At 73.1% G+C, this 21,257-nt stretch carries 21 protein-coding genes; 17 read left to right on the forward strand and 4 right to left on the reverse strand.

Annotated features, from left to right (window positions below; all coding sequences use genetic code 11):
* Window positions 1–193 precede the first annotated feature (193 nt).
* Window positions 194–1,417, forward strand: a complete 1,224-nt coding sequence (locus IE264_RS06560; protein WP_229887429.1) for an IS701 family transposase — start codon at window positions 194–196, stop codon at window positions 1,415–1,417.
* 29 nt (window positions 1,418–1,446) lie between these two features.
* The gene (locus tag IE264_RS06565) at window positions 1,447–2,136 is read left to right on the forward strand and encodes a response regulator transcription factor (RefSeq protein WP_190167594.1); all 690 of its coding nucleotides are present in this window, start codon (window positions 1,447–1,449) and stop codon (window positions 2,134–2,136) included.
* A 52-nt stretch (window positions 2,137–2,188) separates the two neighbouring features.
* Here IE264_RS06565 and IE264_RS06570 read toward each other — a convergent pair whose 3' ends face one another.
* Window positions 2,189–2,947, reverse strand: a complete 759-nt coding sequence (locus IE264_RS06570; RefSeq protein ID WP_032756077.1) for a maleate cis-trans isomerase family protein — start codon at window positions 2,945–2,947, stop codon at window positions 2,189–2,191.
* 214 nt (window positions 2,948–3,161) lie between these two features.
* Here IE264_RS06570 and IE264_RS06575 point away from each other — a divergent pair, with 214 nt between their 5' ends.
* From IE264_RS06575 to IE264_RS06630, 12 genes are all read left to right on the forward strand, one after another.
* A complete protein-coding gene (locus tag IE264_RS06575) occupies window positions 3,162–4,316 on the forward strand; it encodes a LeuA family protein (RefSeq protein ID WP_032756075.1) in 1,155 nt (384 codons plus the stop codon).
* Between the two features lie 44 nt (window positions 4,317–4,360).
* The gene (locus tag IE264_RS06580) at window positions 4,361–4,546 is read left to right on the forward strand and encodes a lysine biosynthesis protein LysW (RefSeq protein WP_015609635.1); all 186 of its coding nucleotides are present in this window, start codon (window positions 4,361–4,363) and stop codon (window positions 4,544–4,546) included.
* A gap of 1 nt (window position 4,547) precedes the next feature.
* Window positions 4,548–5,402 (forward strand): ATP-grasp domain-containing protein, encoded by an 855-nt coding sequence (locus IE264_RS06585; protein WP_015609636.1) that lies wholly within the window; start codon window positions 4,548–4,550, stop codon window positions 5,400–5,402.
* Entirely contained in the window at window positions 5,399–6,454 is a 1,056-nt protein-coding gene (gene argC / locus IE264_RS06590) for an N-acetyl-gamma-glutamyl-phosphate reductase (protein WP_015609637.1), read from the forward strand. The genes IE264_RS06585 and argC overlap by 4 nt, the downstream gene beginning before the upstream one ends.
* A complete protein-coding gene (locus tag IE264_RS06595) occupies window positions 6,451–7,281 on the forward strand; it encodes an amino acid kinase family protein (RefSeq protein WP_032756073.1) in 831 nt (276 codons plus the stop codon). The genes argC and IE264_RS06595 overlap by 4 nt, the downstream gene beginning before the upstream one ends.
* Complete coding sequence (locus IE264_RS06600; protein ID WP_015609639.1) at window positions 7,278–7,841, forward strand: type 1 glutamine amidotransferase; 564 nt, start codon at window positions 7,278–7,280, stop codon at window positions 7,839–7,841. Before IE264_RS06595 ends, IE264_RS06600 begins: the two co-directional genes overlap by 4 nt.
* A gap of 53 nt (window positions 7,842–7,894) precedes the next feature.
* Window positions 7,895–9,025: a Glu/Leu/Phe/Val dehydrogenase dimerization domain-containing protein gene (locus IE264_RS06605; RefSeq protein ID WP_032756066.1), complete on the forward strand. Its 1,131-nt coding sequence runs from the start codon at window positions 7,895–7,897 to the stop codon at window positions 9,023–9,025.
* Window positions 9,025–10,842 carry an AMP-binding protein gene (locus IE264_RS06610; RefSeq protein ID WP_032756063.1) on the forward strand — a complete coding sequence of 606 codons (1,818 nt, stop codon included), beginning with the start codon at window positions 9,025–9,027 and terminating at the stop codon, window positions 10,840–10,842. The genes IE264_RS06605 and IE264_RS06610 overlap by 1 nt, the downstream gene beginning before the upstream one ends.
* Window positions 10,843–10,883: 41 nt before the next feature.
* Entirely contained in the window at window positions 10,884–12,182 is a 1,299-nt protein-coding gene (locus IE264_RS06615) for a pyridoxal phosphate-dependent aminotransferase (RefSeq protein ID WP_032756058.1), read from the forward strand.
* Between the two features lie 61 nt (window positions 12,183–12,243).
* A complete protein-coding gene (locus IE264_RS06620) occupies window positions 12,244–13,194 on the forward strand; it encodes a fumarylacetoacetate (FAA) hydrolase (protein ID WP_032756056.1) in 951 nt (316 codons plus the stop codon).
* 132 nt (window positions 13,195–13,326) lie between these two features.
* On the forward strand, window positions 13,327–14,736 hold the full coding sequence (locus IE264_RS06625) for an NtaA/DmoA family FMN-dependent monooxygenase (RefSeq protein WP_032756053.1): 1,410 nt from the start codon (window positions 13,327–13,329) through the stop codon (window positions 14,734–14,736).
* A complete protein-coding gene (locus tag IE264_RS06630; protein WP_051821782.1) occupies window positions 14,733–16,049 on the forward strand; it encodes an LLM class flavin-dependent oxidoreductase in 1,317 nt (438 codons plus the stop codon). Before IE264_RS06625 ends, IE264_RS06630 begins: the two co-directional genes overlap by 4 nt.
* A 36-nt stretch (window positions 16,050–16,085) precedes the next feature.
* On the opposite strand, the gene IE264_RS06635 is transcribed toward IE264_RS06630, so the two are convergent.
* Window positions 16,086–16,592 (reverse strand): membrane protein, encoded by a 507-nt coding sequence (locus IE264_RS06635; protein ID WP_032756051.1) that lies wholly within the window; start codon window positions 16,590–16,592, stop codon window positions 16,086–16,088.
* Between the two features lie 147 nt (window positions 16,593–16,739).
* Here IE264_RS06635 and IE264_RS06640 point away from each other — a divergent pair, with 147 nt between their 5' ends.
* Both IE264_RS06640 and IE264_RS06645 read left to right on the forward strand, forming a co-directional pair.
* Window positions 16,740–17,087, forward strand: a complete 348-nt coding sequence (locus tag IE264_RS06640; RefSeq protein WP_015609647.1) for a PadR family transcriptional regulator — start codon at window positions 16,740–16,742, stop codon at window positions 17,085–17,087.
* Entirely contained in the window at window positions 17,084–17,836 is a 753-nt protein-coding gene (locus IE264_RS06645; protein ID WP_032756048.1) for a permease prefix domain 1-containing protein, read from the forward strand. Before IE264_RS06640 ends, IE264_RS06645 begins: the two co-directional genes overlap by 4 nt.
* 113 nt (window positions 17,837–17,949) lie before the next feature.
* Here IE264_RS06645 and IE264_RS06650 read toward each other — a convergent pair whose 3' ends face one another.
* Both IE264_RS06650 and IE264_RS06655 read right to left on the reverse strand, forming a co-directional pair.
* Window positions 17,950–18,888 carry an oxidoreductase gene (locus tag IE264_RS06650; protein ID WP_015609649.1) on the reverse strand — a complete coding sequence of 313 codons (939 nt, stop codon included), beginning with the start codon at window positions 18,886–18,888 and terminating at the stop codon, window positions 17,950–17,952.
* A gap of 150 nt (window positions 18,889–19,038) precedes the next feature.
* Window positions 19,039–19,980: a carbon-nitrogen hydrolase gene (locus IE264_RS06655; protein ID WP_015609650.1), complete on the reverse strand. Its 942-nt coding sequence runs from the start codon at window positions 19,978–19,980 to the stop codon at window positions 19,039–19,041.
* 135 nt (window positions 19,981–20,115) lie between these two features.
* Here IE264_RS06655 and IE264_RS06660 point away from each other — a divergent pair, with 135 nt between their 5' ends.
* Window positions 20,116–21,240, forward strand: a complete 1,125-nt coding sequence (locus IE264_RS06660) for a LacI family DNA-binding transcriptional regulator (RefSeq protein ID WP_032756045.1) — start codon at window positions 20,116–20,118, stop codon at window positions 21,238–21,240.
* Window positions 21,241–21,257: the final 17 nt, after the last annotated feature.

The following is a 21,257-nucleotide window of genomic DNA, read 5'->3' on the forward strand; positions in this document are numbered from 1 at the left end:
GGGGCGTACCGGCGTACGCCCCTCCCGCACGCACCCCTCCGCTCCACGTTTCCGCAGGTCAGCCCGCGAACTTGCAAAATAGGCGGCCGACCCGGGCAAACTCCGTCCCGGACGGTACTTTCACCTCGTACTGATGTGCCATGTATCCACTCGGGTGCGAGCGGTGTCGAGTATCGAGGGGGCGTAGCGTTACATGTCGTCAAGTGAGGTACGCGCGGCGGTGCCGGGCGACGGCGCGTGCATGCAGACGTTCATGGACGAGATATTCCGGCCGTTCCAGCGGCCGGAGCAGCGCCGCTGGGCCCAGACGTATCTGTGGGCTCTGATCCATGTATCGGGCAAGAAGACACCCCGCCGCATGGCACTGGCGAAGCCCTTACCCTCGGCCGCGGCACACGGTCTCCACCAGTTCATCAACGCCAGCCCGTGGGAGTGGGCCCCGGTACGCCGCCGGCTCGCCCGGCGGGTCGCCGCGACGACGGCACCGCACGCCTGGACCGTCGCCGAGCTCATCATCCCCAAGCGCGGCGAGCACTCGGTGGGCGTGCACCAGCGCCTCGACTCCGCCACCGGACGCACCGTCAACTGCCAGCGTGCGCTGGTCTTCTTCCTCGCCTCGGGCAGCCAGTGCTACCCGGTGGGCTGGAGCCTCGTGCTCGGCGGCACCTGGGACTCGGACCGGGAGCGCAGGCGCCGGGCACGGATCCCCGGGTCCGAGGCCGGGCGCACCCCCGCCGACCATGTCATCGGGTACGCCGCCGAGGCCGCCGCGCAGCCCCAGCTCCCGCGCGTCCCCTGGGTGCTGGACCTCACCCGGTGCGACGACGCGGCCGGGGTCCTCGCGGGCCTCGCCCGGCAGCGGGCCGACGTGGTGTGCGAGGTCCCCCCGGACCACCCGGTGCTCCTCACCGGACAGCACACCCCCGTCGTCACCTCCGTCAGCGCGCTGATGGAGGTACGGCACGCGCGGCAGACCCATGTCCTGCTCCGGCAGACCGCCGACGGCCGCGTCCGGGCCGTACCGGTCCACACCTACGCGGGCACGGTGGCGGGGACGAGGGCCGGCATCGGCGACGACGTGGGCGCACGCCCGTACCGCATCCTGGAACGGCCCGACCCGGACGGCCGGCAGCCGCCCCGGTACTGGCTCACCACGCTCACCGACCACCGGGTCGAGGAGGTCCTCCGGCTGGCGCGCAGCCACACCGCGGCCCTCTCGGCCGTGGCCACGCTGCGCCGGCGGTTCGGCGTCCTGGACTTCGAGGGCCGCTCCTTCCCCGGCTGGCACCACCACATGACCATGGCCTCGGCCGCCTACGTCTACCAGCGCCTGACCTGCGCCCCCGGCGGAGCCGCCCCGCCGCCGGAAGCACCGCCCCGCACTCCGGCCGCCGAGCTCACCGGCGCCCCCAACTGACGTGAAGCCGAGGAGAGAGGGTGGGGCACGTGAGACAGGTACTCGTGGTGGAGCAGGACCACTCCGCCGCAGCGGCCATGGTGGGCGAGCTTAGACGGCAGGGATTCACCGCCCGCAGCGTCTCCACCGGGGAGCGGGCGCTGCGGGTGTACGGCGATGTGGATCTGGTGCTCTTCTCCCTGGAACTGCCCGATATCGACGGGCTGGAATTGTGCCGGTCCCTGCGGAGCGGCGGGGATACGGCCCTGATAGCGGTCACCGATGCCGATGCCGAACTTGAGCGGGTCCTCGTTCTGCATGCGGGCGCGGACGACTGTGTGGTGAAAACCTGGGGATTCAGGGAAGTCGGGGCCCGTATCGAAGCGGTACTGCGCCGGGTACAGCCCCGGCAGGTCCTTCCGGCCGCCATTTCCCTGCGCCATCTCCATATCGATCCGCATCTTCGGGAAGTACGGCTGCACGACCGGCTCGTCGGCGTCACGTCGAAGGAATTCGAGCTGCTCTACACCCTGGCCGCCACCCCGGAGACGGTCGTGACGCGGAAAGAGCTGATGGCCCGGGTCTGGGGCAGCAACTGGGGGCACACCAGCCGGACGATCGACACGCATGTGAGCAGTCTCCGGGCCAAGCTGGGCTCCAGCGGCTGGATCCTCACGGTCCGGGGCGTCGGCTACCGCATGGGGTACGCCTGGCGGATGCCGGAGACCTCCGCCTCCTGAGCGCAGGTGCGGTACGGCCCCGGGGGCGCACGCCCCCGGGGCCGTACCGCCGTCACACCGCCGCGCCCTCCAGCCGCCGCAGCAGCGGGTGGTGCGCCTCGCCCTTCTCCCCCACCGCGCGCCGCGCCCACCAGGCCGATGCCAGGTTCGAGGTCAGCAGTATGCGGTGCGGCTCCCGCCGGGCCAGCTCTTCGAGGGCGGCGAGCGTGCCCATGCCCGTACCCGTGAAGAGCAGGGCCGTGTCCGGGGGCAGCTCCCGCTCCCGTATCCGCCGCAGGATCGCCCCGGTCGTCACCTCGTACGGGTCGAAGTGCGCGTCCCCGCCCGGGCTCGCGGCCTCCTCCGCCGGGACGAGCACCACCCCGTCGACCGTGAGCCCGGCCCGCTCCCAGAAGGCGCGGGAGGTGTCGGTGAGCCACGGCTCGTACGGGGAGACGAGCGTCAGCCGGGTCACTCCGAGCGCCTCGCAGGCGGCGAGGATCGCCTGGGTGGAGGACTGCACGGGAGAGCCGGCGCGCTCGGACAGCTCGTCGCAGAAGGCCCGGTCGCCCGCCGGCTCCAGCAGGTAGTGCGACGCGCTGCACGCCACCACCGTGGCGTCCAGGCGCAGCGCGCCGAAGCTGCCGAGCAGCTCGGGGAGCACCTCGTTGTACGTCTCCAGCATCGCCCTGAGCCCGGCCCCCGGAGTCACCGGGAACCGGGAGGTGTACACATTCATTCCGGCGCCGAGCAGATGATTGAACTCGGGTTCCGCCGTGGGGTTTTCCGGCGGTACGACGACCCCTAGCCGGGGCAGCGAGAAGAGATCCATGCCCGCACCGTAGGACGCGCGTCACATCAATGGGTGCTCTTCGTCCGCTATTTGGCACGCTCGCACACCGCTCTTGCACTCCCTTTCCTTCCTGACATTCCTTGACACTCCGCAACACAGCCCTGACACGGCAGATATTGCCCTTCCCGGCTCTTGCGGCGAAGGATGTGGATCAGCGGAATACAGCCACTTTCGGAAAAGGAGAGCAGAGGAAATGGCAGCAGAGGGACCCGAGAAACTGGAGCGGCCGCCCCGTATATCCGACGCCACGCTGCGGGACTCCGCACACATGGCGGGGGTCGAGTTCGGCCCCGAGGACGCCGCCGCCATCGCGGACCTGCTGGTGCGCACGGGCGTCGAGCTCGTCGAGGTGGGCATGGTCTCCGGGCCGGACTCCAAGGACGCCGACCTCGTCCTCGCCACCCACGAGGCGGTCACCCCCGAGCGCAGCATGACGCTCGTCGTCGTACGCGACCGCCGCCAGGTGGCCCGTGCGCTGGACGAGGCCGAGCGGCTCGGCGTGCGCCACATCATGTACTCCATCCCCACCTCCGAGCAGCACGCACAGCTGAAGCTCGACTCGGCGAGCCCCAAGTTCCTCCAGGCGCTGGCGCGTTCGGCGATCCAGCAGGCGAAGGAGCGCGGCTTCCACGTCACGTTCAGCGGTGAGGACGGCGCCCGTACGCCCAGGGAGCGGCTCGTCCCCTATGTGGAGGCGGGGTTCGCGGCGGGGGCCGACCGGTTCCGGCTCGCGGAGACGGTCGCGTACCTCTCGCCCTGGCAGATGGAGGAGGTGATCGCGGACATCACCGCGATCGACGGCTCCGAGATCGAGATCCACTCGCACAACATGCTGGGCATGGCCGTCGCCAACTCCCTGGCCGCCGTGCGGGCGGGCGCCCAGTGGATCTCCGCGACCGTCGGCGGCATCGGGGAGCGCGGCGGCAACGCCCCGCTGGCCGAGCTGCTCACCTCGCTGCGCGTCATCCACGGCGACACCCGCTTCGACCTCAGTCACCTCACCGAGCTGTCCCGGATCGCCCTGCGCGGCGCCGGCCTCGGGGAGGCGTTCCAGTCCGGGCCGACCACCCCGCACGCCTTCGCGTACGAGCTGCCGGGACAGCTGAGCCACCCGCACGCGTACGAGACCCTGCCCGCCGAACTCGTCGGCAACAGCCGTGAGTTGCGCGTCCGCACCCGCCTCACCACCGCCCTGGTCCGCTGGGCCCTGGCCGATTCGGGTCTGGAGGTCGACATCGACGCCTTCACCCCGTGGCTGGCCGAGCGGCAGGAGCGGGACGGCCGCCCGCTGCTGGACCGGGACACGATCCGCAAGGCCGCCATCGACTTCCGCCCCCTCCCCGCCTGACCCACCCCACCCCCTGCCATCCCCACTTCTCAACGGAGTTGACGATGTCCACCGCCACCCTGACCGGCGTATGCCCCGAGTGCGAGACCGACCTGACCGTCCCCCCGGTCACCCTGGGCGAGACCCTCTCCTGCCCCGAGTGCATCCTGACCCTCCGCGTCGAGGCCGTCGAGGACGGCCGGCTGACGCTGGAGATGGTCGAGGTGCAGCTGCGCGACTGGGGCCAGTGACATGGGTGCTCCCCGTCCCGTCGCCCTCGTCGCGGACCGGATCGCCTGGGAGGAACGCCTGCTCATCGAGGCGGCCCCGGCCTTCGGCCTCCGTATCGACTGGGTCAACGACGAGTCCCTCTCGCTCGGCCACCCGGACGCCCCGGCGATCAGGGGGTACGACACCCTCCTGGTCCGCAGCCGCAGCTACACCCGCGGCGGGCTGATCGCCTCCCTCGCCGAGGCGGCCGGCGTCCCCACGCTGAACACCGCCCGGGCCATCCACGCCTGCGAGAACAAGGCCGCCCTGCGCGCCCTGCTCCAGACCGCGGGCGTACCGGTGCCGGACCACCGGCTCGTGCTCTCCCGCAAGGACTTCGACAAGGCGCTCGCGGACCTGCCGCTGCCGCTCGTCCTCAAGCCCGTCTTCGGCGGGATGGGCAAGCGGGTCACGCTGATCCGGCACGCCGACACCGCCCACTCCGTCTACGACTACATCGAGGACCTGGCCCACGCCTTCGAGCAGGCCAGCGTGGTGGAGCCGTACCTCGGCGGCAGCTCGGTGCGGTGCCTGGTCGTCGGGCGGGAGCTGATCGGGGCCGCGGAGTTCGAGAGCGGCGGCAGCGACTGGCGCAACAACGCGGCCCTCGGCAACAAGAACCGCGCGGTCGACCACGACCCCGACGTCCTGAAGATCGTCAACGGTGTGGTGGACGTGCTCGGGCCCGGGATCTACGGGGTCGACCTCTTCGCCACCCCCGAGGGCTACGTCGTCAACGAGGTCAACCACGCCCCCGGCTTCCGGGCCGTGGCCTCCGCCACCGGAGCGGACATCCCCTCGGCCATCGGCCGTTATGTGCAGGAGCTACTCGCATGATCCGTGCAGGAGTCGTCGGCGCCTCCGGGCTCGCCGGCGGCGAACTCATCCGCCTCATCACCCAGCACCCCGACCTGGAGCTGACCTTCCTGGGCGGCTCCTCCAACATCGGCCGCCGCCCCTCCGAGCTCCACCCGGGCCTCCGCTTCGAGCAGGGCCTGACCGTGCAGCCGGTCACCGAGGAGGTCGTGGACAAGGTCGACGTCCTCTTCCTGGCCACCCCCGCACCGGTCTCGGCCGAGCTGTCCTCGCTGCTCGCCGACCGCATCCCGGCGATCGTCGACCTCAGCGGCGCGTTCCGCATCCGTACGCCGGAGCTGCACGACCGCTGGTACCCGAAGGTCAAGCGGCGCACCGACCTGGCGGACCGCTTCGTCTACGGCGTACCGGAGCTGATCGGCGACCAGTTGAAGGACGCCGCACTCATCTCGCTGCCCGGCTGCTACGCCACCGCGATCACCCTGGGCCTGGCCCCGCTCACCCTGGGCCTCGGGCTCGACCTGAAGACGGTGGTGGTGGACGGCAAGAGCGGGTCCAGCGGCGGCGGTGTCCAGCTGCGCACCTCCGACCTGCACCCGTTCCGGGCCGGGGCCATCGCCCCGTACTCCCCGACCGGGCACCGGCACGCCGCCGAGGTCGGGGACTTCCTGGAGCGGAGCAAGCCCGGCACCATCGGGAACCTGTCCATGTCGGCGTACGGCGTCCCCAACGTACGCGGACTGCTGACCAGTTCGTACGTGTTCACCGACGAGAAGGTGGACCAGCGCGAGCTGAACCGGGCCTACCTCCGCTTCTACAAGGGGCGCCCGTTCGTCCGGGTGCGGCGGCACGACGAGACGCTGATCCCGGTGCCCGACCCGCAGGTCGTCCTCGGCTCCAACTACGCCGACGTGACGGTGCTGCTGGACGAGGAGGGCGGCCGGATCGTCGTCCTCGCCGCGCTCGACAACCTCGTCAAGGGGGCCGCGGGCCAGGCCGTGCAGGTGACGAACCTGCGGTTCGGCCTGCCGGAGGAGACGGGGCTGACGCAGCTGCCCGTGATGCCGGCATGAGCGCATCACCTGCCATCCCCACGGTGGTGAAGCTCGGCGGCAGCTGCCTGGACGACCTCGACGGCACCTGGTGGGACGACCTGGCCCGGCACGGCCGGGAGCACCCGCTGGTCCTCGTGCACGGCTGGTCCAAGCCGCTGAAGAAGCTCGACGCCCGCTACAGCGAGCCGTCGGCGATCCTGCGCGACCGGTACGGCAACCAGAGCCGGTGGACCACGCCCGAGGTGATCGACGACATCAAGACCGTCAGCGCCGTGCTGGCCGAGGACGTCCTCGCCCGGCTGGAGAGCCGCGGCATCACCGCCGAGCGGCTGCTCGGCAGCGACGGGCTGGTCGGCGCGGGCGAGGGCGAGCGGTGGTGGTGGCGGGAGAAGCAGCTCGTGGAGCTGGAGAACCTCGTCGGCCCGATCACCGGGGTCGACCCGGCCCCGCTCAAGAACCTCCAGCCGGGCCACGCCTACCTCGTCACCCCGCTCGCCCGGAACGCGGCGGGCCAGGAGGTCAACACCGACGCCGACCGGGCCGCCGCCGCGATCGCCGGGGCCACCGGCGCGTCCGACCTGGTCCTGGTCACCGATGTCGGCCATCTGCTGATCGACGACCAGCCGGTCCGCCGGATCAGCGCGCAGGACGCGGCGGCCTTCCGCGACAAGGGCGCCAAGGGCGGCATGCGCAAGAAGCTGCGGGCCGCGGGCGAGGCCCTGGAGCACGGCGTCGAGCGGGTCGTCATCGGCAGCGCCGCCGTGAGCGACCTGCTGGCCGGCTCCACCGGCACGCTCATCACGAAGGCTCCGGGCGGGGCCGCTACATCAGGAGCTGACGCATGAGCCGGTCCCGCGTCCTGGTCGTCAACAACGGAACGCTCTCCCTCAAGCAACTCCGCGCCCGCTTCGAGGAGCTGGGTTCGGACACGGAGGCGGTCGACGCCTCGTCCGTCCCCGCCCGGGTGGACGGCCGCTACCAGGCCATCGTGCTCAGCGGCACCAAGGTGCGCGCGTACGACAGCGAGTTCTACAAGCCCCTGATCGACCTGGTCACCACGGCGGACGTACCGGTCTTCGGCATCTGCGGCGGCATGCAGATCCTGGCCGTCGCGGCCGGCGGACGTCTCGCGGAGGGGCCGCAGCGGGTCGGCGGCTACGAGGTGCAGGTCGACACGGAGGAACCCCTCTTCACCTACGTGAAGCCGACGGTCACCGTCTTCCACCGGCACACCCTCTACCTCCAGGAGGCCCCGGCGGGTTACCGCTCCATCGGCCGCTCCGAGCACGCGCCCGTGGAGTTCCTGCGCTCGGACGACGGCCGGATCCACGGCGCCCAGGCCCACCTGGAGTTCCGCAAGGACGGCCTGGAGATCCTGCGCGGCTTCGCCCAGCTCTACCAGTGACCCGAGCCCCCTTCGACCCCCCTCACACATCCGGACAGAACAAGGACTTCGCCATGAGTGCTCTGGAAGACCCGCAGGACCCCGCCCTCACCGTCCACCTCAACGGCAGCGGCGGCACCATCAAGGGATGGGTGGTCGTCGACACGCTCGTCGACGGCCTGGCGATGGGCGGCACCCGGATGACCACCGGGGTCACCGAGGAGGAAGTCGCGGGCCTGGCCCGGGACATGACCGAGAAGTTCACCCTGGCGGGGCTGCGCATCGGCGGTGCCAAGGCCGGGATCGTCGCCGACGGTACGAACTCCGAAGGCGTGGCCCGCGAGGAGACCTTCCGCACCTTCGGCCGCACGGTGAAGCCGCTCCTGCACGGCGGTATCCACCTCGGCATCGACATGGGCGTCACCCCCGCCGACCGGGCCGTCTTCTTCGAGGAGGCGAAGTACGACCCCCGCTACCGGCTCGGCGCCCCGGACATGCCGATCGACTGGCGTACGTACTACGAGCCCCTGATCGACGCCACCGGCCACGGTGTCGGGGTCGCCGCGGTCACGGCCCTGGAGGCGAGCGGCCGCACCGAGCCCGCCCGGGTCGTGGTGCAGGGGTTCGGCGCGGTGGGCCGGGCGGTGGCGCGGTTCCTGGAGGACCGCGGGCACATCGTCGTGGGCGTCGCGGACGTCCGGGGCACGATCAGCGCGGACCGGCTCCCGGTGGCCGAACTGGTCGCCAGCACCGACCAGTTCGGGGCCATCGACCGCACCCGGCTGCCGCAGGACGTGAAGCTCTCCGGTGAGCCGGACGCCTGGCTCGACGTGGACGCGGACATCCTGATCCTGGCCGCGCAGAAGTACGCGATCAACGCCGAGAACGCCCACCGCCTGCGGGCCGGCCTGGTGGTCGAGGGCGCCAACCTGGCCTCCAGCGCGGCGGCCAAGGAGAAGGTGGCCGCCTCCGGGGCCGGTCTCGTCCCGGGCGTGATCGCCAACATCGGCGGCGCGGCCTCCGCCGCCCTGGCCGTCACCCGGGTCGTCCCGTTCGACCTGGAGGCGGAGGCGCGCAAGGCGTGGGTCTTCGACTGGGTCGGTGACCGGGTCCGGCAGAACACCCGGGACCTGCTGGAGATCGCGGCCTCGCGGGCGGGCAACCCGCTGCCCGAGCTGCTCGCGGCCCGCCGGAAGGAGCGCTGATGAGTACGGCGGTCACCTCGCTCGGGGAGCGAACGGCCTCCGGGGGCACGACCGTTACCGCGGCGCGCGCCGCCGAGTACCGCCGCCGGGGCTGGTGGCGGGACGAGACCTTCCTCGACGACCTGCACCGCCGGGCCCGGGAGCACCCGCGCCGGCTGGCCATCGCGGGGCGGCGCGTCGCGGAGTCCCGTACCGACACGCTCGACTACGCCGAACTGGACCGGCTGACCGACCGGTTCGCCCTGGCCCTGCTTGAACTGGGCGTGCAGCGGGGCGACTTCGTCGCCGTACAGCTGCCCAACCGGTGGGAGATGGTGCCGCTGATCTTCGCCTCGATCCGGGTCGGCGCGGTCATCATCCCTATCTCGCCCATCTGCACCGAGGTGGAGCTGCGTCACCGCCTCGGCCTCACGGCGGCCAGGGTGTGCATCACCCTCCCCGAGTGGTCGGGCACCCCGCTGGCGGAGATCGCCACCCGTCTCAAGGACGAACTCCCCACGCTGGAGCACGTGCTGGTGGTGGACGGGCCGCTGCCCGAGGGTGCGCGCCCCTTCCACGAGCACTTCGTGGCCCGGGAACGGGAGGAGCAGGAGGGCGCCACCGCCCGGCTGGACGGACTGGCGCTCGGCGCGGACGACCCGTTCGTGGTGCTGTTCACCTCGGGCACCACCGGCCTGTCTAAGGGCGTCCTGCACAGCCAGAACACGGTGCACGCGGCCGTACGCGGGTACGTCGACGCGTTCGGGGCGGGAAGCGGGGACGGCGGCGACGGGGACGGCAACGGCTGGGTGGCGGCGGTCTCCACGCCGCTGGTCCACTACTCGGGCTTCGCCCAGGGCGTCCTGGCCGGGGTCATGCTGGGCGGCACGGTCGCCTTCCAGGACGTCCGCCGCAACGAGGCGCTGCTGGACCTGGTGGAGCGGTACGGCGCGACCCTGCTGTACGGGCCGCCCGCCACCCTCGCCGATGTGGCCGCGTCCCAGCGGGCCGAGCGGCGCGACACCAGCACGCTGCGGCATGTGGTGATCGGCTCGGCGCCGGTCCTGAAGGAGCTGGCCGACGAGGTCCACGAGACGCTCGGCGCCCGCGCGCACTCCTTGTGGGGCATGTCCGAGGCCGGCCCCGTGACCACCACCCGGCCCGAGGACCCCGAGGGCTGGGCGGCGCGGAGCAACGGCAGTTCGATCGACGCCATGGAGACCCGGATCGAGATATCGGGGGCGTACGGATCCCCGGGCGGCGAGGGCTCCGAAGGTTCCTCGGAGGGCTCTTTGGGCTCCGGAAGCCCTGCCGGCCCTGCCGGCCCCGAGGGCTCCGTCGGGCGGCTCAAGATTCGCGGTGCGTCCATCGCGCTCGGGTACCACCGGCGCCCCGAGGCGTTCGCCGCCGAGCTGGACGAGGACGGCTGGTTCGACACCGGTGACCTCGCCCGGGACGACGGCGGGGGCGGCATCCGCATCATCGGCCGGGCCCGGGACGCGGTGCTGCGGGACGGGCAGGTGGCGCCGATGACGGAGCTGGAGGCGGTGATCGGCAGCCACCCGAAGGCCGCCGAGGCCGCACTGGTCGGGCTGGAGTCCGCCGGCGGGAGCGCCGCCGGGAGCGCCGCCGGGAACGTCATCGTCGCCGTCGTGGTCCCCCGCGGCGGGGAGGGTCCGACACTCGCCGAGGTCCGGGCCCGGGTCACGGAGGCGGGCCACGGCGCCCGCTTCCTGCCGGACCGGGTGGAACTCGTCCCCGCCCTCCCCAAGACCCTGACCGGCAAGGTCCGCAAGGCCGAGCTGCGCGAGCGGTACGCCGCGAACACCCCCGCCTGACCCCCGTCCGACCCCCGCACCCACCGATCGCTGGAGCTGTCATGCCCGAACCCACACCGGTCACCATGTCGGCGACCCTCGCCGCCGACGAGGCCCTGGCCCGACGGCGCCGGGCCGGGGAGCGGGTCCTGTCGATGGCCAGCGGGGAGATCGGCCTGCCCGTACTCCCGGCTCTCAGGGACCGGCTCGCGGCAGCGGCCGACGAGAACGCGTACGGCTCCGTCGCCGGGAGCCCCGCCCTGCGCACCGCCGTCGCCGGGTACTGGGAGCGGCGCGGCCTGGCCGTCGACCCGGGGCTCGTCGTGGCCGGTCCCGGCAGCAAGTCGCTGCTGTTCGCCCTGCTCCTGGCCATCGGCGGGGACGTGATCGTGCCGGTGCCGAGCTGGGTGAGCTACGCGGCCCAGGCCCGGCTGGTCGGGGCCCGCCCCATCCCCGTACCGATCCTGCCGGGACAGGGCGGGGTGCCGGACCCGGACCGGCTGCGTGAGGCGGTCGCCGACGCGCGGGCCGCCGGGCAGAACCCGCGTGCGGTGGTCGTGACCGTGCCGGACAACCCGACCGGCACGGTCGCACCGGCCGCCACCGTACGGCGGCTGGCGCAGGCGGCCCGGGAGCTGGACCTCGTCATCGTCTCCGACGAGATCTACTGCGACCTGGTCTACGACAGCTCCGAACCGGCCGTCTCCCCGGCGCTGCACACACCCGAGCGGACCGTCGTCACCACCGGGCTCACCAAGAACCTGGCGCTCGGCGGCTGGCGCACGGGCGTGGCCCGGCTGCCCGACAGCGAGCTGGGGCGCGCCCTGCACACCCGGCTCGTCGCGGTGGCCAGCCAGATCTGGTCGAGTCCGCCCGCGCCGGTGCAGACGGCGGCCGCGTGGGCGTTCGGGGAGCCGCCGGAGGTCACCGAGCGCGTCGCGGCGAGCCGGCGGCTGCACGAGAAGGTGGTGCGCGCGGTCGCCGCCCGCTTCACCGCCGTGGGCGCGGAGCTCGCTCCCGTTGCCGCGACCTGCTACCTCTACCCGGACTTCGAGCCCCTGCGGGAGCACCTGGCCGAGAACCACGGGGTGCACGGCGGCGACGGGCTGGCCGCACTGCTCTCGGAGCGGTACGGGGTCGGCGTCCTGCCCGCCACCGCGTTCGGGGAGCCCGGCCGCCCCCTGCGCATCCGCGCGGCGACCAGCCACTTCTACGGCGAGACCGACGAGCAGCGCACGGCGGCCCTGGAGGCGGCGGACCCGCTCGCCCTGCCGTGGATACGGGGATCGGTCGACCGGGTCGGCGAGGTCCTGGCCGACCTGACGGGCGCGCCGGTCCCCGCCCTCGCCCCGCACCTCTGATCCACCCCGACCCACCCACGTACTGACCGACGTACTGACCGACGTACTCAAGGAGTCACCGATGCCCCACTCCCACCTCCCCGTCCTCTTCGAGGCCCTCTACAACGGCGAACGCCATGTCGGCTTCGGCCGCCCCGAGGACGGCGCGCAGCAGACCCTGTACCGGGTGGAGGACGGCCAGGTCGCCGCCGCCTTCATCGCCGGCCACAGCTCCGAGGAGGCCCTGCGGGCCGCGCTCACCGAGGGTGCGGCGACCGTCGTCGTCACCGCCGGGGACCCGGAGCTGCGGCTGCTGCCGCCCCTGCTGCCGCAGGCCGCCGGCAACGCCCTGCTGAGCGGTTTCATGGGCACGCACAAGAAGAAGTGGGGCGGCGAAACCGCCCCGGAGGACGGCGAGTTCACCCCGCCCAAGTGGTTCTTCAAGGGGTTCGGCGACTGGGTGAAACTGCCCGGTGAGGACCTGAACGTGCCCGCCCGGCCGGTCGCCCTCATCGAGGAGCCGGAGGTCGCCCTCGTCTACGTCAACGACGCCGACGGCACCCCGCACTACGCCGGTTACACCTTCGGCAACGACCTGTGCGACATCGGCCTGCACCGCCAGGACCCGGGCTACAACCCGTACTGCAAGCTGTGCGACACCGCCCTCACCCCGTGGCTCTTCCTCGGCCCGCCGCCGCGCACGGTGACCGGCCGGGTCACCATCGTCCGGGACGGCGCGACCGCCTGGGAGGGCCCGTTCGACTGCGGCGACGACGCCCTCTACTACCGGGTGCAGGACATGGCGGACCACCTGTTCACCTTCCCGGCGGTACGGCGGCCAGGGCTGGTCAACTACGTGCTCCTGGGCGCCGACGAGGCCAGCTTCCACGACGGGTTCCGGATCGCCGACGGCGACGGCATCGCCATCGACGTGAAGAGCCACGGGGTCGCCTTCGAGAACCGGGTGCGGTACGTCTCCCCGGCCCCGTCCGCCACCCCGGCCGCCGCCCCGGCGCCTGTCGCAACGGCATGAACACCTCGTTAAGCAGTCCCGGCCGACCTGTGCAGATGACACGGGTCACAGGCACGCTCTGAGAGCCACCACACCCACTCACCACGCCAACTCGTCCCGACAACGCCGGACTTCGCAGGAGGAGACCGCACCGTGCCCGCCACCACCAGGAAAAAACAGGTGCATCTCGCAGCTCAGCTGCCCGGCATCCACAATGTGACCGTCTGGTCGGACCCGCGCTCCGAGAGCCAGATATCCATCGACTCCTTCATCCGGCTCGCGCAGACCATCGAACGCGGCAAGTTCGACTTCTTCTTCCTTGCCGAAGGGCTGCGGCTGCGCGAGCACAAGGGGCAGGTCTACGACCTGGACATCGCGGGACGCCCGGAGAACCTGACCGTGCTGAGCGCCCTGGCCGCCGTCACCTCGCACCTGGGCCTCGCCGCCACGGTCAACGCCACCTTCAACGAGCCGTACGAGGTGGCGCGCCGGTTCGCCACCCTGGACCGGCTCAGCGGCGGCCGGGCCGCCTGGAACGTGGTCACCAGCTACGACGCGTTCACCGGCGAGAACTTCCGCCGGGGCGGCTTCCTCCCCGAGGCCGACCGTTACACCCGGGCGGCCGAATTCGTCACCACGGCACGGGAGTTGTGGGACAGCTGGGGTCAGGGAGACCTGAAGGCCGACGCGGCGACGGGAGAGTTCACCGCCGCCGGGGCCGGCCGCTTCGCCCACCGGGGCCAGCACTTCGACATCTCCGGCCGGTTCACCACCCCGTCCGGCCCGCAGGGCCACCCGGTGATCATCCAGTCCGGCGAGTCCGACGCGGGCCGGGAGTTCGCCGCGTCCGACGCCGAGGTCATCTTCAGCAAGCACAACCGGATCGACGTGGCCCGGGACTTCTACCGGGACGTCAAGCGGCGCCTGGCCGCGTACGGCCGGAGCCCCGAGGACCTGCTGATCCTCCCCACCGCCAACGCGGTCGTCGCCGACACCGACGAGGAGGCCGCCGCGTACGCGGAGGAGATCAGCCGCGAGCTGGTCAGCCCGCAGACCGCGATCGCCCACCTGGAGGCGGTCTGGGGCCGCGACCTGTCCGCATACGACCCCGACGGGCCGCTGCCCGACATCGAGCCCGAGGACGAGGCCCACTTCCTGAAGGGGCACTCCGTCTTCCGCAAGGGCCGGGCCGAGACGGCACGCCAGTGGCGCAAGCTCGCGGAGGAGCGGAACTTCTCCATCCGGGAGCTGGTCATCGAGGTCGGCGGCCGCCAGACGTTCGTCGGCAGCCCGCAGACGGTCGCCGACGCCATCGACGACTACGTGCAGACCGAGGGCGCCGACGGCTTCGTCCTCGTGCCCCACCTCACCCCGGGCGGCCTGGACGACTTCGTGGACCGGGTGGTGCCGATCCTCCAGGAGAAGGGCGTCCACCGCGACGACTACACCGGCACCACGCTCCGGGACCACCTGGGCCTGTCCGCCGCACCCCGCCCGGCCGGCTGGGGCGGACCCGGACAGCCCCTGGGCGACCGGCACGACAAGAAGGAGACCTCCGCATGACCGGCACGTCCGGCGCCCGGAACGACGCGTCCGGCGCCCCGAGCGCCACGCCCGGCGCCACCGACCCGACGGCCACCCCGGCCGCCTCCGGCACCCCCGGCGGCGCGGCCGCCCCGCTGCACCTGGCTGTCGCGCTCGACGGCGCGGGCTGGCACCCTGCGGCCTGGCGCGAGGAGGGCGCCCGGCCCGGTGAGCTGCTCGACGCCGCGTACTGGGCCGACCTGGTCGCCGAGGCCGAGCGGGGTCTGATCGACTTCGTCACCATCGAGGACGCCCTCGGCCTCCAGTCCGCCGCCTTCCACCTCCCTGACGACCGCACCGACCAGGTCAGGGGCAGCATCGACGCAGTGCTGCTCGCCGCCCATCTCGCCCCGCTCACCACGCACATCGGCCTGGTCCCCACCACCAACGTCACCCACACCGAACCGTTCCACCTCGCCATCGGCATCGCCACCCTCGACCACGCGAGCAAGGGCCGGGCCGGCTGGCGCCCGCAGATATCGTCCCGGGCCTCGGACGCCGCCCACTTCGGCCGCCGCACCACACCCCAGCTCACCGAGGACGACGTAGCCGACTCGGAGCTGATCTCCCAGCCGCTGCGCGCCCTCTTCGCGGAAGGCGCCGAGGTGGTGGAGGCGGCACGGCAGCTCTGGGACAGCTGGGAGGACGACGCGGAGATACGGGACGCGGCGACGGGCCGCTTCATCGACCGCGACAAGGTCCACGCCATCGACTTCCAGGGCAGCACCTTCAGCGTGAAGGGCCCGTCGATCACCCCGCGCACCCCCCAGGGCCAGCCGCTGGTGGTGAGCCTCGCGCACGCGACCACGCCGTACGAGTTCGCCGCGCTCAGCTCGGACGTCGTGGCCATCACCCCGCACGACAGGGCGGGCACGGCGGCGATCCTCACCCAGGTCGCCGAAGCGGTCGAGCGCACCGGCCGGGACGTGAGCGACCGCCCGCTGCGGACCTTCGCCGACCTCATCGTCTTCCTGGACGGCGAACCGGGCGCGGCGGCCCGGCGCAAGGCCCGTCTGGACGAGGTGGCCGGGTCCGAACTCGCCTCCGACGCCGAGATCTTCACCGGCACCCCCGCCGAACTGGCGGACCTGCTGCTCGACTGGCGCTCCACCGGCCTGGACGGCTTCCGCCTCCGCCCGGGCACCCTGCCGCACGACCTCACGGCGATCACCCGGGGCCTGGTCCCGGAGCTGCAGCGGCGCGGGGTGTTCCGTACGGAGTACGCGTCCACCACGCTCCGCGGCCACCTGGGCCTGGCCCGCCCCACCAGCCGCTACGCGAAGGCGGGTTGACGCACGACCCGGACGTCCGGGGGCCCGGCCCGCGGGTCAGGCCCCCGTCGTCGATCCCGGGCGGACGATCATCAGCACGACGACCGTCGCCCAGAGCAGGTTGAATATCCCGGTGGTCATGGCGAGCCGCGCCGCCGCCGACCGCCGCTCGGCCACCGTGGGAGCGCCCGCGCCCGCCTCCGTACCGGGGTCGCCTCCCGGCCCCTCCGCGAGCAGCTCGCTCTGTCCGGGCAGGACCATGGCCATCAGCAGGGCGGCGGCGATCGCCGTGAGCACGATCGACGCGAGCAGCCAGGCATCGCCCAGCACCCCCATCTGTGCCCCGGTGGCGAAGCCGAGGACGGGCACGGCGATACCGACGACCGCGTACCCCCGGCAGATCTTGTGCAGGAAGGCGGCCGTGCGCATGTCGTGGTCGTGCGGCCCCTCGCTGCCGGGCGCGGGCGGCTTGGCGTAGCGGGGGAACATCGAGGCCGCGACCGTGATCGGCCCGACCGCCAGGATCGACGCCAGAACGTGCAGCGAGAGCAGCAGCTTGGTCACGGGGGTCCCTCCGAGGTCATAGGTTTGCTACCAACACATTGGCCGGCGCCCCAGGAATAGCACGCCCCGGCCCTTCATAGGTAGCCTGCCTACCTATTAACCGGAATCACTGGCACGCACGGTCTGCCATGTGTAGCCTGCCTACGCATGAGACAGGATGCGGTACGCGGACATCTGGACGGTCTCCTGCTGGCGGTTCTCGAACCGGCCCCGCTGCACGGATACGCGATCATCACCGCGGTCCAGCAGCGCAGCGGCGGTGCGCTCGAACTGCGGACCGGCACGATCTACCCGGCGCTGAACCGGCTGGAGCGGCTCGGTCTGCTGCGCAGCAGCTGGGAGGCGGAGGGCCGGCGCAAGCGCCGCTGCTACGCGTTGACGGAGGCGGGCGCCCGCTTCCTGGCGGACGAGCGCACGGCCTGGCAGGACTTCACCGCCGCGATCGGCTCGGTCCTCAACCCGGTCGCACCGCACCCGCACGGGCAGGGCGCATGACCGGCACGCCTCCGCGCGGTGACGCTCGCGCTCGCGATCACACTGACGGTCGCGCTCGCGCCGGGGGCCTCGGCGACGGTGGCGGTGACCTCGTGGAGGAGTACGTCACCGAGCTGGACGCCCTCCTTCGCGGCCCCGCCCGGGCCAAGTCCCGCCTGGTGGAGGAGGCCCGCGACGGACTCACCGAGACCGTGGCGGCGTACACGCGGGAGGGCGAGCCGTACGAGCGGGCGGTCCACCGGGCGGTGGCGGAGTTCGGCTCGGCGCGGGAGCTGGCCGGGAGCTTCCAGCGTGAACTGACCATCGCCCAGGCCCGGCACACCGCCCGCGCCGTCGCCCTCAGCGCCCCTTTCCTGCTGGCGTGCTGGTTCCTGGTGCGGAACACGGGCGCCCCGCAGGATTCGGCGGTGCTCCGCGCGGCGCACCTGCTCGCCACCCACCTGGCCACGGTCGCGGGCGCGGCGGTCATCCTCGCCGCCGCGACCCTGGCCGCCACCGGCACCCTGGCCCGGCACCTCCCCGTCCCGCACCGGCTGCCGCTCACGGTCGCCTGGACGGGCACCACCGCGAGCGTGTCCATGGCCGTGGCCACCCTGGCCCTCGCCACCGCGTCGGTCCTCGCCGAGAACTGGCCGCTGACGGCGGCGGCCTGCGCACTGGCCGCGGCCTCCCACGCACTCGTCGCCGGCTCGGCCCGCGCCTGCCGCCGATGCGCCCGACTGCCGTCGGGGTCACCCGTCGCCATGTGACCCGTAACCCCGCGTCCCGGGCCCCCGAACCGGTCGGGCCACCGGGCCGGGTCGGGCCACCGGGTCGCCGGATCGGCCAGTCAGCCGGATCGGCCGGGTCGCCGGATCGCCGGTCAGCCCGTCACCGCGCTCCGGTGCAGGCCCTCCAGAAGCGCCAGCTCGTCCTCGGACAGCCGCAGAGCTCCGGCGGCCACGTTGGCGGCCAGGTGGCCGAGGTCGCCGGTGCCGGGGATGGCCAGCACATGCGGCCCCCGGTGCAAGGTCCACGCCAGCCGGACCTGCGCCGGGCTCACCCCGTGCGCCTGCGCGACGGCGAGCACCTCGGCGGGCTCGGCCACGATCGCGCCGCCCTGTCCGCCGGCCGCGGCTATCGAGTAGAACGGCACGAACGCGATCCCCTGCGCCCCGCAGTCCTGGACGAACGCGTCGTCCTCGGGCCGCACGCCTATGCCGTACCGGTTCTGGACACAGACCACCGGCGCGATGGCCCGGGCCTCGGCAAGGTGGGCGGGGGTGACGTTGGAGAGGCCCAGGTGGCGGATGAGCCCGGCCCGGCGCAGCTCGGCCAGGGCGCCGAAACGCTCGGCTATCGACTCCGTACCGACGATCCGGAGGTTCACCACGTCGAGGTGGTCGCGGCCGAGCTGGCGCAGGTTCTCCTCGACCTGGCCGCGCAGCGCCTCGGGGGTGCGGGCATGGGTGGCCCACGCGCCCGTCCGGTCCCGGGCCGGACCGACCTTGGTGGTGATCACGAGGTCGTCCGCGTAGGGCGCGAGGGCGCTGTTGATCAGCTCGTTGGCGGAGCGCAGCGGGGAGAAGTAGAACGCGGCGGTGTCGATGTGGTTCACCCCGAGATCGACGGCCCTGCGCAGGACGGCCAGCGCTGCGGCACGGTCGCGGGGGACGGCGTGCGGCACGAGGGCCTCACCGGTCTGCGGCAGCCGCATCGTGCCGAAGCCGACGCGGCTGACCGGCAGGTCGCCGAGGGTCCAGCGGCCGGACGCGGCCGCGTTGATCGGGGCTGTGGTGCGGGCGGAGCTCGTGGAAGTCATATCCGAATGATCTCCGCCCGGCGGGCCTCCGGGCCATGGGGTTGTCCCGCCGATCCGCCCTGAGGCCCACCGGACTCCGGCCCTGAGGCCCACCGGACTCCGGCCCTGAGGCCCACCGGACTCCGGCCCTGGGCGCCCCGCCCGCCCTGCTCAGTCCGTCGCCGTGAGCGGGCCGTACGCGTCCGGGCGGCGGGTGGTCAGGAACGGGAAAAGCTCCAGCCAGTCACGGCGGGCGTCGAGGTCGAGGTCGGCGACCAGGACGGCGGGCTCGTCTCGGGGCGCCTGGGCCAGGACGCGGCCGTACGGGTCGACGATGAAGGAGCTGCCGTAGAAGGTGAGCCCGTTCTCGGCGCCGATGCGGTTGGGCACGACCATGAAGGTGGCGTTGGCGATGGCGTTGCCGGTGATCACCTTCTGCCAGAGCGGCTGGGAGTCGAAGCCGGGGAAGCCGGGCTCCGAGCCGATGGCCGTCGGGTAGACGAGGACGTCGGCACCGGCCAGGGAGTAGGCGCGCGCCAGCTCCGGGAACCACTGGTCCCAGCAGGTCGGCAGGCCGAAGCGGGCCTCGTCGACCGTGACCAGCGGGAAGGCGTCGTCACCCGCAGGGCCGGGGCGGAACCAGTCGTCCTCGTAATACCCCTCGGTGACCGGGATGTGCGTCTTGCGGGTGCGCTGCGCGAGGGTGCCGTCGGGGGCGACGAGGATCGCGGTGTTGTAGCCGAGGCCGTCGTCACCGGAGGGGCCCGGGGCCTTCTCGTACAGGGAGGCGTGCACGTAGAGGCCGTACTCGCGGGCGGCCTCGGCGGCGAAGGTGAAGGTGGGGCCGGTCAGCAGCTCCTCCGGCTCGGCCGGAGCGGGGTGGTCGGCCCGGCGTACGACTGCGAAGTACGGCGAGAGCGTCAGCTCCTGGAGGCACACCACCCGCGCCCCCTCGGCGGCGGCGAGCCGGATGCCCTCCCGGAGCGCGGCGCGGTGCTCGGCGGGATCGCGGTGCCACCGCTGCTGTACGGCTGCGACGCGCAGGGGGGCGCGCTCGGCGGGGCGGGTCCGGGTCGGGGAGGCGGGCGGGTTGTACGCGGTGATCAGACGCATGACCAGTTCCAGGGGGGGAGGGGCCGGCGGGGCGGGCGCGAGGAGGGTGCCGGAACGTTCCGGCACGCAGAGAATCTAACCGTGCCGGAACGTTCCGGCAACCCTCTCCCCCGCCCCTGTCTAGACTTCACCCCCGTGACCTCCCGGACCGTGACCCTGCTCGACGTAGCCCGCGCCGCCGGGGTCTCCAAGAGCACCGTCTCCGACGCCCTCCAGGGCTCGGGACGCGTCGCCGAAGCGACCAGGGAACGGGTCCGCGCGGTGGCGGAGCAGCTCGGCTACCGGCCCAACAGCGCGGCCCGGCGGCTGCGCCGCTCCAGCACCGGGGCCATCGGGCTGCACCTGCCGCAGACCGCGACCCGGCTGGACTACTACATGAACCTCGCCTTCGGGGCCGTCGCGCGCGCCCAGGAGGAAGGGCTCGACGTGGTGCTCCTCGCCCCTGCGGGCGGCGCGAGCGGGCGGGTCGCCTCGCGGGTCGACGGGCTGCTGGTGATCGATCCCGAGGTGGGCGACAGCGCCGTTCCGGGGCTGCTGGACGCGGGCGTCCCGGTCGTCACCGGGGAGCGCTACCTGGGGCCCGCCGCCACCCCCAGCGGCGCCGTGATCTGCGACAACGCCGCCTCGCTCACCGCGCTCCTGGACCACGTGACCGAACGCGGCGCCCGCCACCCCGCCGTCCTGGCCCCCGCCGGCACCTCCGCCTGGGCCACCGCCCTGCGGGCCACCGCCGCCTCCTGGGGACAGGAGCACGGGGTGGCCGTGGCGCTGCGCACGGTGCCGTTCGCCGCCACCCCGCAGGAGGCCGAGGAGACCACGCTGGCCCTGCTCCGCACGGACCCGGCGGTGGACGCGGTGATCTGCGCCCCGGACGGCGCGGCACCGGGCGTCCTGCGCGCGGCGGCGACGGCGGGCCGCACGGTCGGCACGGTCTCGGACCGCACGACCGGAAGCACCACCTCGGGCCGTACGACCGGAAGCACCACCTCGGACCCTACGGCCGGAAGCACCACCTCGGGCCGCACAGGGGAGGCCGGGGCCCACCCCCGTACCCCCCTCCTCGTCGCGTCCTGCGTCGACGGCACCGCCACCCGCTCCGCAGAGCCGCCCGTCACAGCGGTCGACCTGCGCCCCGCCGCGTACGGGCGCGCCTGCGCCGAGCTGCTCTGCGACATCCTGGCGGGCCGCACCGCCCCCGACACCGTCCGCCGCCACGCCTGGGCACTGGAGACGCGCGCCTCCACCGCCCCGCCCTGCTGACCTCACATCAGCCCAGC

Origin of the sequence: Streptomyces microflavus (assembly GCF_014650075.1) — a bacterium.
In the GTDB taxonomy this organism is placed as follows: domain Bacteria; phylum Actinomycetota; class Actinomycetes; order Streptomycetales; family Streptomycetaceae; genus Streptomyces; species Streptomyces microflavus.